Here is a 12,103-nt window from a genome sequence, read left to right as displayed (position 1 = left end):
CGCCGGCACAGGCGACACGGCGGCGCCGGACGGGGTGCCGCCGGTGATCGTCGACACCCCCGTGTCGTACCGCACTGGTAACTTGGAGGTTCACCTGTCAGCCAGCACGCACATCTGAGGAGACCGCCTGTGTCCACTGGCAACGAGGCGCCCGCCACCTGGCTGTCCCAGGACGCATACGACCGGCTCCAGGCCGAGCTCGACGAGCTGATCGCCAACCGGCCGGTCATCGCTGCCGAGATCAACGCCCGGCGCGAGGAGGGCGACCTGCGGGAGAACGGCGGCTACCACGCGGCCCGCGAGGAGCAGGGCAAGGCCGAGGGGCGCATCCTCTACCTGAAGGAGCTGCTCCGCACCGCGCAGGTCGGCGAGGCGCCGACCGCCGACGTGGTGTCCCCCGGCATGGTCGTCACGATCTACTTCGACGACGACAAGGACGACACCGAGACGTTCCTGCTCGGCTCCCGGGAGATCGCGTCGACCACCGACCTGACGGTCTACAGCCCGGAGTCGGCGCTGGGCAAGGCGATCCTCGGCGGCCGGGCCGGTCAGACCTGCACCTACACGGCCCCCAGCGGCGCCGACATCAAGGTGACCGTGGTCGGTTTCGAGCCGTTCTCCGGCTGATCCGCACCGCCCGGCACTCGCACGCCGCCACACACGGCGGTGAGCGCCAGGCGACGCTCCGCACACCCCGCTGAGGCGTGGCACCGACCGGTGTCACGCCTCAGCCGCGAAGACCACCTGGTAGCCGCTGGCCCGCAACGCGCTGATCAGCGTGTCGGAGTGCTCGACGCCCCGGGTCTCCACCGACAGCGCCACCTCCACCTCGCCCAGGCGCAGGTGCGGGTTGGCCCGCTGGTGCTCCACGTCCACCACGTTCGCCCGGTGCTCGGCGATCTCGCTGAGCAGCGAGGCGAGCTGCCCCGGGCGGTCCGTGCAGCGCACGGTCACCCGCAGGTAGCGGCCGGCCGCGGCGAGGCCGTGCTCGATCACCCGGAGCATCAGCAGCGGGTCGATGTTGCCGCCGGAGAGCACCGCCACGACCGGCGGCTCCACCTCGACCGCGCCCGCCAGCAACGCCGCCACGCCCACCGCGCCGGCCGGCTCCACCACCTGCTTGCCGCGCTCCAGCAGCATCAGCAGCGCCCGGGAGATGTCCTCCTCGGAGACCGTGACGATCTCGTCGACCAGCCTGCGGACGTGGGTGAAGGTGATCTCCCCCGGCCGCCCGACGGCGATGCCGTCCGCGATCGTGCTGAACGACGGAAGGCGTACCGGCTCGCCGGCCACCAGGGAGGGCGGGAAGGCTGCCGCGCTGGCCGCCTGCACGCCGATGACGCGCACGTCGGGCCGCAACGCCTTGGCGGCCACCGCCATGCCGGAGACCAGCCCACCGCCGCCCACCCCGGTGACGATCGTCCTGACCTCGGGGCACTGTTCGAGGATCTCCAGGGCCACCGTGCCCTGGCCGGCGATCACGTCCCGGTGGTCGAACGGGTGGATGAGCGTCGCCCCGGTCCGCTCGGCGAAGGTCTGCGCCGCGACCAGGGACTCGTCGACGGTGTTGCCGACGAGTTCGACCTGGGCGCCGTAACCCTTGGTGGCGGCGACCTTCGGCAGCGGCGCGTTCACCGGCATGAAGACCGTGGCGTGGGTGCCGACGAGGCCGGCGGCGAGCGCCACCCCCTGGGCGTGGTTGCCGGCACTCGCCGCGACCACGCCGTTGGCCCGCTCCGCCTCGGACAGTCGGGAGATCCGCACGTACGCGCCGCGCACCTTGTACGAGCCGGCGCGCTGCAGGTTCTCGCACTTGAGCCACGTCGGCCCGCCCAGCGCCGCGCTGAGCGGCCGGGAGGGCTCCAGCGGGGTCGTCCGGGTGACGCCCGCGAGCAGTTCCCGCGCGGCGCGTACGTCGGCGAGACCGACCAGTTCCGTCATGCCCTGATCGTGCCACCCGCCGCCCCCGCCGCCTGCACCGACGCCCGCACCGGAACCATCCGCGATCTTGCACCTTGGGCCCGCGAAGCGCGCCGTTCATCCCCATTTGCCGGGGCGGAAACCGCAAGATCGCGGAGACCGGGCGGGGTGGGGGTGGGGTGAGGGTGGGGTTAGACGGTGGCGGGGGTGCGGGGGTAGGTGGGGGCGTGGCGGGACCAGGGGGCCTGCATCTCGAACTGGCCGGCGACGCCGAGCAGCAGCAACTCGGAGCCGGGCGGGCCGATCAGCTGCACGCCGACCGGCAGCCCGTCGGGACGGCGGCCGACCGGCACCACGAGGGCGGGCAGGCCGGCGATGTTCCACGGCGCGGCGAACGGGGCGTACCGGATGTTGGCCAGCATGTTGGCCCGCCAGGAGCGGCCGGACCAGCCGGCGGCCTCCGGCGGCACGGTGGCCAGGGCCGGGGTGAGCAGCAGGTCGATCGAGTGGTCGGCGAAGAAGCCGATCGAGCGCTCGCGCCAGGCGGCCCGGTCGGCCTCCCGGACGTACCCCCGCCGCTGCGCCCACTCGCCGAGGGCGACGTGCCGGCGGCTGCGCCGCTGGAGGCCGCGCCGGTCCAGCCCGGCGGCGCGCACGTCGGCGGCCGCCGCGGCGAACCAGGTCGCGATCCCCTGCAGGCCCAGCGCGGTCGGGTAGACCGGATCGGCCGGCACCGTGTCGTGACCGGCGGCGGCGAGCAGCCGGCCGGCGGCGGCGACCGCGTCCCGGTTGGGCTGGTCGGGGTGCACGCCCCGCACCGGCGAACGGAGCGAGACGCCCACCCGCAGCCGCTGCGGCGGGACCAGCGTCTCCGGGCGGCGGCCGGCCAGCACGGAGAAGCCGACGGCCGCGTCGGCGACCGTGCTGGTGAGCATGCCGTGCTCCGTGAGGCCGAACCAGTCCTCCGCGCCGAGCTGGCACGGGACCACGCCCCGCCCCGGCTTGAGCCCGACCAGGCCGCAGCAGGCCGCCGGGATGCGGATCGAGCCGAGGCCGTCGTTGCCGTGGGCGATCGGCACCAGCCCGGCGGCGACCGCGGCGGCCGCGCCGCCCGAGGAGCCGCCGGGGGTACGCCCGGCGTCCCAGGGGTTGCGGGTGACCGCGGTCTCGTCGTCGGTGATCCCCCAGAGGCCCAGCTCCGGCATCCGGGTCACCCCGAGGATCACCGCTCCGGCGCCGCGCAGCCGACGGACCACCTCGTGGTCGGCCTCGGCGACGGGCGTACGGACCGCGGCCGACCCGTTCCAGGTGGGCAGGCCGGCGACCGGGGTGTTCTCCTTGACCGCCACCGGCACCCCGGCCAGCGGCAGGTTGGCCAGGTCCTCCTGCTCGTCGACCTTCTCCGCCTCGGTGATCGCCTCCCCGCCGCGTACCGTGCGGAACGCGGCGAGGTCGGCGTCGACCCGGGCGATGTGGTCGAGGTGGTCCGCGACGACCTGGGTGGCCGTGACGTCGCCCCGGCGTACGCCCCGGGCGATCTGCTTGGCGGTCGCCCCCACCCAGGTCGGCATGATGTCCTGCACGGCCACCCTCCCAGCCAGCGGTCAGCCCAGCGCCTGCTCCAGATCGGCGAGCAGGTCGTCGACCGTCTCGATGCCGACAGACAGTCGCACGAGATCGCCGGGAACTTCAAGCGGCGAGCCGGCAGCACTTGCGTGTGTCATCCGGCCCGGGTGCTCGATCAGGGATTCCACGCCGCCCAGCGACTCGGCGAGCACGAACAGCTTCGCCCGGTTGCAGATCTCCACGGCGTGCTCCTCGCCGCCGGCGGCCCGGAACGAGATCATGCCGCCGAACCGGCGCATCTGCTTGGCGGCGACCTCGTGGCCGGGGTGCGAGGGCAGTCCCGGGTAGATGACCTGACCGACCTTGGCGTGCCCGTCCAGGTAGGCCGCGATCCGCTCGGCGTTGTCACAGTGCCGGTCCATGCGTACGCCGAGCGTCTTGATGCCGCGCAGGGTGAGCCACGCGTCGAAGGGGCCGTTGATCGCGCCCATCGCGTTCTGGTGGTAGCGCAGTTCCTCGCCGAGCCCGGCGTCGGCCGCGACCAGCGCGCCACCGACCACGTCGGAGTGACCGCCGACGTACTTGGTGGTGGAGTGCACCACCACGTCCGCGCCGTGCGCGATCGGCTGCTGGAGGTACGGCGAGGCGAAGGTGTTGTCGACCACCAGCAGGGCGCCCGCGTCGTGCGCGACCCCGGCCAGCGCGGCGATGTCGGCGATGCCGAGCAGCGGGTTGGTGGGCGTCTCCACCCAGACGATCCTCGTCCGGCCCGGCTCGACGGCGGCCCGGATCGCGTCCGGGTCGGAGACCCGCGCCGGGGTGTAGTCCAGCCCCCAGCGCTCGGCGACCCGGGCGAAGAGCCGGTACGTGCCGCCGTACGCGTCGTCGGGGATCACCACGTGGTCGCCCGGCTTGCAGACGGTGCGCAGCAGGGTGTCCTCGGCGGCCAGTCCGCTGGCGAAGGCGAGGCCGACCGACCCGCCCTCCAGCGCGGCGAGGCACTCCTGGAGCGCGTCGCGGGTCGGGTTGCCGGAGCGGCTGTACTCGTAGCCCAGCCGGGGCGCGCCGACGGCGTCCTGGGCGTACGTGCTGGTCTGGTAGATCGGAGGGATCACCGCGCCGGTGCGGGCTTCCGGGTCCTGACCGGCGTGGATGGCGAGCGTCTCGAAGCCGTGACTCATTCCCGTGAGGCTAGTCGCCGGGGCCGCGGGAGGCGTCACAACCCGCACCCGATGGATCACCCGGCTCTGCCACCGCACGGCCGCCCTTCCCGGCGGCGGTTACCCTGCCCGGGTGAGCGGGTGCGTGTTCTGCGGGATCGTGGCGGGCGAGGTGCCGGCGTTCCGGGTCGCCGACGAGCCGGACGGGGTGGCGTTCCTGGACACCCGGCCGGTCTTCAAGGGGCACGTGCTGGTGGTGCCGCGCACCCACCTGGTCACCCTGGCCGACCTGCCCGCCGAGGGGCTGGCCGGCTACTTCGGCCTGGTCCGGCGGCTCGCGTTGGCGGTGGAGACCGGTCTGGGGGCCGGCGGCACGTTCGTGGCGATGAACAACAAGGTGTCCCAGTCGGTCCCGCACCTGCACACCCACGTGGTGCCCCGGACGAAGGGCGACGGGCTGCGCGGCTTCTTCTGGCCCCGCACCCGCTACGCCGACGACGCCGAGGCCCAGGCGTACGCCACCCGGATCTCCGCCGCCCGCTGAGGCTGGCGACTGAGGACAACGTGGGCAGGGCCCACCGCCCCTACTGAGGGACCCGGGGCGCCTTTTGTTCGTTCGGATTTCTCCGGCCAGGGCGAACAAAGTCAGGTCAATCTGTTCGGTAGAATAATTTTTCCTCAGCCGAACAACCGTGGAGCGGCGAGCATGGCGGGACCCGGTCGACCATCTCGGGCAACGGTGCACCGGCGTTTGGAAGAGGCGGTCCTCGAGTTGCGAGAGCGCCTGGGTGGCCTGCCGTCGCCGGACGAGGCGGAAGACATCTGGTCGGACATCTGGCATCAGGAAGCCCACAACAGCACGGCCATCGAAGGCAACACGCTCGTGCTGCAGGAGGTCGAGAAGCTCCTCGACGAGGGCCGCGCGGTCGGCGCCAAGCCACTTCGGGACTACATGGAGGTCCGGGGCTACGCCGACGCCGCGAGGTGGGTCTACGGTCAGGCACTGGCACCGGGCGATTGGCAGGACGGCCAACTCCTGTCCGTACAGGAGGTCCGGCACGTCCATTACCTTGCGATGACACCGGTCTGGACGGTAGCGCCACACCCGCATGCGCTCGACTCAGAGGCTCCGGGCAACTTCCGGCGGCACGAGATCGCTCGCTTCCCCGGCGGCATGAAGCCCCCGCCGTGGCCGGAGGTGGATTCGCGGATGCGCACGTGGACCGACGATGTCAACAGGTTGCGCGAGGACAGCGACACGCCCCTCGCGGAACGCCTCGCCGTCCTCCACAACACCTTCGAGGTGGTTCACCCCTTCCTGGACGGGAATGGGCGTGCGGGACGGCTCCTGCTCAGCCTCCTGCTGGGCAGGCTCGGCTATCCGCCGGCGATCATCTACAAACGCGACCGGGACAGCTATCTCAGGGCAATGCGCAAGGCCGACGCCGGGGAACCGGGGCCTCTCGGCGAACTCATCGCGCGCAGCGTCACGACCAATCTGTACCGCTTCGTCATGCCCGCCGTCGCCGGCCCCGTGAAGCTGCTGCCGCTGCCAGCGCTCGCCACCGCGGACCTCACGCAGGACGCCCTGCGGGTCGCCGCCGCCCGCGGGCGCCTCAGGGCGGTGAAGGGAGACGACGGCGTCTGGCGGAGCAGCCGGAAGTGGGTCACCGAATACGCCAGGACGAGGTACCGCCGGGCCTGAGTGGCGGCGGGGCGGGTAAGGAAGGCGGGTCCGGCGGTGTTGCACGCTGGGAGAGGTACGAGAGGAGTCCCACCGTGTTCCTGCGCCGTATGAAGGCCGAGCTGCCCACCCCCGACCAGGCCCTGCCGGGTCGTCTGATCGCGATGCCCGTCGCGGACCGGCACGAGGTGCTGGGCACCCCCCTCAAGGGTCCGTTCCCGGAGGGCTCGCAGGTGGCCGTGTTCGGCATGGGCTGTTTCTGGGGCGCCGAGCGGCTGTTCTGGACCCTGCCCGGCGTGCTCACCACGTCGGCCGGCTACGCGGGCGGCATCACGCCGAACCCGACGTACGAGGAGGTGTGCTCGGGCATGACAGGGCACGCCGAGGTGGTCCAGGTGGTCTACGACCCCAGCACGATCAGCTACGAGGACCTGCTCAAGGTCTTCTGGGAGAACCACGACCCGACCCAGGGCATGCGCCAGGGCAACGACGTGGGCACCCAGTACCGGTCGACGATCTACGCCACCACCGACGAGCAGCTCGCCACCGCGCAGGCGTCGCGGGACGCGTTCGCGCCGATCGTGGCGCGCGCCGGCAAGGGCGAGATCACCACGGAGATCGACCGGCTCGGCGCCTACTACCTCGCCGAGGATCATCACCAGCAGTACCTCGCACCCACGAAGAACCCGAACGGGTACTGCAACCACGGCCCGAACGGGCTGAGCTGCCCGGTGGGCATCGCCCGCACCGCCGGCTGAGCCCGCGCGACGCCCGCGAACGGGTCTGCGGTGTTTGTCACACCGCAGGCCCGTTTCCAATCAGGCACCGGGCGATGCCGGGCGGGAAAACTCCGGCCGGCCCGGGGGCTTGACACGCGAAGGCGCGCATCCTAGCAACCGCCCACTCCCCCGACATCAGCTCAACGGGCGAACCGCACCGGCCTCTGGCAGCATTGCCTCGCATGTGCGGACTTGCGGGAGAGTTCCGCCGTGACGGCTCGCGCGCCGACGTGTCGGCGGTGGAGCGCATGGCGGCCACGATGAGCGACCGGGGGCCCGACGACAGCGGCGTCTGGGCCCAGGGCCCGACGGCCCTCGGACACCGACGACTGAAGATCATCGACCTCTCCGCCGCGAGCGGGCAGCCGCTGGTCGACCCGGACGCGGGGCTGACCGGAGTCTTCAACGGGTGCGTCTACAACTACCGCGAGCTGCGCGAGGAACTCCAGGCCAAGGGCCACCGCTTCTTCTCCTCGGGTGACAGCGAGGTCGTGCTCAAGGCGTACGCGGAGTGGGGGCTCGACTTCGTCGACCACCTGGTCGGCATGTTCGCCGTGGCGATCAGCGAGCGGGACACCGGCCGGCTGGTGCTGGCCCGGGACCGGCTCGGCATCAAGCCGCTCTACGTGGCCGAGACACCGGGCGTGGTGCGCTTCGCCAGCACCCTGCCCGCGCTGCTGGCCGGCGGCGGGATCGACACGACCATCGACCCGGTCGCGCTCGCGCACTACCTGAGCTTCCACAGCATCGTGCCGCCGCCACGCACCATCCTGCGCGGCGTCGCCAAGCTGCCCCCGGCGACCGTACGGGTCTACGAGGCCGACGGCCGCACCTCCGAGCGGGTCTACTGGGATCCGGCCTTCACCCGCGCCCCCGAGCGGGCCGGCTGGTCCGAGAAGGACTGGCAGGACGCCCTGCTCGAGTCGCTGACCACCGCCGTGCGCCGGCGGATGGTCGCCGACGTGCCGGTCGGCGTGCTGCTCTCCGGTGGCCTGGACTCCAGCCTGGTGGTCGCCCTGCTCGCCGGCGAGGGCCAGCGCGGGCTCTCCACCTTCTCCATCGGCTTCGACTCCGTCGGCGGCCGGGAGGGCGACGAGTTCCGCTACTCGGACCTCGTCGCGAAGACGTTCGACACCGACCACCACCAGATCCGGGTGGCCGCCGCCGACCTGGTGCCGCCGCTGGAGGCGGCCGTCGCCGCGATGTCCGAGCCGATGGTCAGCCACGACTGCGTGGCGTTCTACCTGCTCAGCGAGGTGGTGTCGCAGCACGTCAAGGTGGTCCAGTCCGGCCAGGGCGCGGACGAGATCCTCGGCGGCTACCACTGGTATCCGCCGCTCGCCCGCGTCGGCCGGGACCAGGCGCTCGACACGTACGCCCGGGCGTTCTTCGACCGGGACGCGGCCGGGCTGGCCCAGGTGCTGAACCCGGCCTGGCTGGCCGACGGCGACCCGGCCCGGGAGTTCGTGGCCGCGCACCTCGGCCGGGCCGGCGCCCAGACCGCGGTCGACGCCGGGCTGCGGATCGACACCCAGGTCATGCTGACCGACGACCCGGTCAAGCGGGTGGACAACATGACCATGGCGCACGGACTGGAGGCCCGGGTGCCGTTCCTCGACCACGAGTTCGTCGAACTGGCCGCGAGCTGCCCGCCGGAACTCAAGCTGGCGCAGGGCGGCAAGGGGGTGCTCAAGGAGATCGGCCGCCGGGTGCTGCCGCACGAGGTCATCGACCGGCCGAAGGGCTACTTCCCGGTCCCCGGCCTCACCCACCTGGAGGGCAAGCTCCTCGACCGGGTACGCGACGCGCTCTCCGCGCCCGAGGCCCGCCGCCGCGACCTGTTCCGCGCCGACTACGTCGACGCGCTGCTCGCCGACCCGAACGCCGAACTGACCCCGCTGAACGGAAACAAGCTGTGGCAACTCGGACTCCTGGAAATGTGGCTCCAGAGCCACGGAATCGACTGACCGTGACCGACACCCTGGCGACCGGCACGGCCCGGTCCGACCGGTTCCGTGGCGGCCGGCGACGGGAGCGGGTCGGGCCCGGCGGCGACCCGATGGCCCCGGGCACACCGGAGACGCCCGCCCGCGAGGGCGACACCGACGTGGTGCTGGACTGCGGCTGGGGCCGGCTCGTCTTCGGGCAGACCTTCGCCGACCAGGCCGCCGTCGCCGCCGTGCTGCGTTCCGAGGCCGCCGGCTCCCGGGACATCTGCATCTACCTGCGCGACCCGCACGTGCTGGTGTCCCGGCTGCCCGACGAGCTGTTCATCGACCCGTCGCTGACCTACCGGCTGCCGCTGGACGGCGACCGGCCGGCCGACGACGACGTCCCGGGGCTGGCGATCCGCCCGCTGGCCGACGCCGCCGACGCGGACGCGGTGAACCGGATCTACGCCCGCAACGGCATGGTCACCGCCCCGGTCGACGTGCTCGTCGCCAACGCCCGCACCGACCGCTTCCTGCACCTGGTCGCCGAGGACGCCACCGGCGAGGTCGTCGGCACCATCACCGGCGTCGACCACGTCGCGGTCTTCGACGACCCGGACAACGGGGCCAGCCTGTGGTGCCTCACCGTCGACTTCAACACGGCGCCGCCCGGCACCGGCCAGGCCCTGATCACCGCGCTGGCCGCCCGGCTGGTCGCGCGCGGCCGGGCGTACGTGGACCTGTCCGTGCTCGCGGAGAACGCCGGGGCGATCCGGCTCTACGAGCGACTCGGCTTCTACCGGACGTCGACGCTCTGCGTGAAGCGGAAGAACCCGATCAACGAGCGGCTCTTCCTGCCCGCCACGCCCGAGGGGTACGACCAGCTCAACCCGTACGCGACGATCGTCGCCGACGAGGCGATGCGCCGCGGCATCCGGGTGGAGGTGACCGACCCGGCCTGGGGCGAGCTGCGGCTGACCAGCGGCGGGCGCACCGTCCGGACCCGCGAGTCGCTGTCGGAGCTGACCTCGGCGGTGGCGATGAGCCGCTGCGACGACAAGCGGGTGACCCGCCGGATCCTCGCCGAGGCGGGCCTGTCGGTGCCGCGCGGGCGGACCGCCACGGGCGACGACGGCGACGCGGCCTTCCTCGCCGAGGCCGGCCGGGTGGTGGTCAAGCCGGCGCGGGGCGAGCAGGGCAACGGCATCACGGTGGGCGTACGCACCCCCGAGGCGCTGGCCGCCGCCGTCGAACTGGCCGCCCGGTTCTGCCCGGACGTGCTGATCGAGGAGATGCGTGCCGGCGAGGACCTGCGGGTGGTCGTCATCGACCACGAGGTGGTGGCCGCCGCGGTCCGTCGGCCCGCCTCGATCACCGGTGACGGGGTGCACGACATCGCCGAGCTGATCGAGCGACAGAGCCGCCGCCGGGCCGCCGCCACGGGCGGCGAGTCCACGATCCCGATCGACGACATGACCCGGGACGTGCTGGCCGAGGCCGGCCACGAGCTGCACGACGTGCTGCCCGAGGGGCAGGTGCTGGCCGTACGCAAGACCGCCAACCTGCACACCGGCGGCACCATCCACGACGTCACCGCCGAGCTGCACCCGGCGATCGCCGAGGCGTGCGTGACGGCCAGCCGCGCGCTGGACATCCCGGTCACCGGGCTGGACCTGCTGGTCCCCGCGCCGGACGGGCCCGAGCACGTCTTCATCGAGGCCAACGAGCGGCCCGGCCTGGCCAACCACGAGCCGCAGCCGACCGCCGAGCGCTTCGTCGACCTGCTCTTCCCGGGCACCCGCGCGCCGCAGCGGCTCTGGTCCCCGGTCGGCCCGGGAGGCGCCGCGTGAGCCCGAGACCTCTGGAGATCGACCTGGACTACCTGCGCCAGGTGCTGGTGGAGCTGCTGGAGATCCCGAGCCCGTCCGGGCGTACGGACCACGTGCAGCAGTACGTGGGCGAGCGGCTCTCCGCGCTCGGCATCGGCTCCACGCTGACCCGGCGCGGCGCGCTGAGCGCCTTCCTGCCCGGCCCCCGCTCCACCGGCGCCGACCGGGCGATCGTGGTGCACACCGACACCATCGGCGGCATGGTCAAGCGGCTGAAGGAGAACGGCCGGCTGGAGCTGAAGCCGATCGGCACGCACAGCGCCCGGTTCGCCGAGGGCGCGCACGTGCGGATCTTCACCGACGACCTGGACCGGGTGATCACCGGGCAGGTGCTCCCCCTGAAGGCCAGCGGGCACCGCTACAACGAGGCCGTCGACTCCCAGGGCATCGGCTGGGAGCAGGTCGAGGTGCGGGTCGACGAGCCGGTCGCCGACATCGCCGGCCTGCGCGCGCTGGGCATCGACGCCGGGGACTTCGTCGCGTTCCTGCCGAACCCGACGGTCACCCCCTCCGGGTACGTCAAGTCCCGACACCTGGACGACAAGGCGGGCGTGGCGGCGGTACTGACCGCGTTCAAGGCGATGGTCGACGCCGGCGTACGCCCGGCGGTCACCGCGCACCTGCTGGTCACCGTGACGGAGGAGATCGGGCACGGGGCCAGCCACGGGCTGGACCCGGACGTCGCGGAGATCGTCTCCGTGGACGCGGCGGTGGTCGCCCCCGGCCAGCAGTCCCGGGAGGACGCGGCCACCCTGGCGATGGGCGACGGCGTCGGGCCGTTCGACTACCACCTGACCCGCAACCTGGCCTCGATCGCCGCCGAGCACGGGGTGCGCCTGGTCCGGGACGTCTTCGACTACTACCGCTCGGACGTGGCGGCGGCGGTGGAGGCCGGGGCGCACGCCCGGGTGGCCCTGCTCGGCTTCGGCGTGGACGCCACCCACGGGCACGAGCGCACCCACCTCGACGGGCTGCGCCAGCTCACCCAGCTGCTCTGCCTCTACCTCCAGAGCGACCTGGTCTTCCCCGAGTGGGACGCCGAGCCGGAGGGCGACCTGGCCGACTTCCCGTCGCTGGCCGTGCAGCCGGCCAGCGAGGAGGGCCCCCGCGAGGGACCCATCGGCATCACGGAAACCCCCTGAACGTATTCCCCGGGGGCCTGTGATCGAAATCC

General features: G+C 72.9%; 10 protein-coding genes. 7 read left to right on the top strand and 3 right to left on the bottom strand.

Going from position 1 to position 12,103, the window contains the following annotated elements:
• Window positions 1–129: 129 nt before the first annotated feature.
• Window positions 130–627: a transcription elongation factor GreA gene (gene greA / locus ACGF5G_RS03620; protein ID WP_357462509.1), complete on the top strand. Its 498-nt coding sequence runs from the start codon at window positions 130–132 to the stop codon at window positions 625–627.
• Between the two features lie 93 nt (window positions 628–720).
• Here the strand turns inward: greA and ilvA are convergent, their stop codons facing one another.
• From ilvA to ACGF5G_RS03605, 3 genes are all read right to left on the bottom strand, one after another.
• On the bottom strand, window positions 721–1,941 hold the full coding sequence (gene ilvA, locus ACGF5G_RS03615; RefSeq protein ID WP_393258682.1) for a threonine ammonia-lyase: 1,221 nt from the start codon (window positions 1,939–1,941) through the stop codon (window positions 721–723).
• A 170-nt stretch (window positions 1,942–2,111) separates the two neighbouring features.
• A complete protein-coding gene (locus tag ACGF5G_RS03610) occupies window positions 2,112–3,509 on the bottom strand; it encodes an amidase (RefSeq protein WP_393258680.1) in 1,398 nt (465 codons plus the stop codon).
• A gap of 15 nt (window positions 3,510–3,524) precedes the next feature.
• Window positions 3,525–4,667, bottom strand: a complete 1,143-nt coding sequence (locus ACGF5G_RS03605) for a cystathionine gamma-synthase (RefSeq protein WP_363708544.1) — start codon at window positions 4,665–4,667, stop codon at window positions 3,525–3,527.
• Between the two features lie 112 nt (window positions 4,668–4,779).
• Here ACGF5G_RS03605 and ACGF5G_RS03600 point away from each other — a divergent pair, with 112 nt between their 5' ends.
• The 6 genes from ACGF5G_RS03600 to ACGF5G_RS03575 all read left to right on the top strand — a co-directional run bounded on the left by ACGF5G_RS03600 (window position 4,780) and on the right by ACGF5G_RS03575 (window position 12,071).
• Window positions 4,780–5,190 (top strand): HIT family protein, encoded by a 411-nt coding sequence (locus ACGF5G_RS03600; RefSeq protein ID WP_393258678.1) that lies wholly within the window; start codon window positions 4,780–4,782, stop codon window positions 5,188–5,190.
• Window positions 5,191–5,397: 207 nt separating this feature from the next.
• Window positions 5,398–6,351, top strand: a complete 954-nt coding sequence (locus tag ACGF5G_RS03595) for a Fic family protein (RefSeq protein ID WP_393258676.1) — start codon at window positions 5,398–5,400, stop codon at window positions 6,349–6,351.
• Window positions 6,352–6,425: 74 nt separating this feature from the next.
• Window positions 6,426–7,088, top strand: coding sequence for a peptide-methionine (S)-S-oxide reductase MsrA (msrA, locus tag ACGF5G_RS03590; RefSeq protein WP_393258674.1), 663 nt, complete (start codon window positions 6,426–6,428; stop codon window positions 7,086–7,088).
• Window positions 7,089–7,291: 203 nt separating this feature from the next.
• The gene (locus tag ACGF5G_RS03585) at window positions 7,292–9,076 is read left to right on the top strand and encodes an N-acetylglutaminylglutamine amidotransferase (RefSeq protein WP_393258672.1); all 1,785 of its coding nucleotides are present in this window, start codon (window positions 7,292–7,294) and stop codon (window positions 9,074–9,076) included.
• A 2-nt stretch (window positions 9,077–9,078) separates the two neighbouring features.
• Window positions 9,079–10,890 carry an N-acetylglutaminylglutamine synthetase gene (gene ngg / locus ACGF5G_RS03580; RefSeq protein WP_393258671.1) on the top strand — a complete coding sequence of 604 codons (1,812 nt, stop codon included), beginning with the start codon at window positions 9,079–9,081 and terminating at the stop codon, window positions 10,888–10,890.
• Window positions 10,887–12,071 carry an osmoprotectant NAGGN system M42 family peptidase gene (locus tag ACGF5G_RS03575; RefSeq protein ID WP_393258669.1) on the top strand — a complete coding sequence of 395 codons (1,185 nt, stop codon included), beginning with the start codon at window positions 10,887–10,889 and terminating at the stop codon, window positions 12,069–12,071. Before ngg ends, ACGF5G_RS03575 begins: the two co-directional genes overlap by 4 nt.
• Window positions 12,072–12,103: the final 32 nt, after the last annotated feature.

The sequence above is a fragment of the Micromonospora sp. NPDC047730 genome (assembly GCF_043204765.1).
In the GTDB taxonomy this organism is placed as follows: Bacteria; Actinomycetota; Actinomycetes; order Mycobacteriales; family Micromonosporaceae; genus Micromonospora.
Note: the sequence above shows the minus strand (reverse complement) of the source record. Positions and strands in the feature narration are given on the sequence as shown.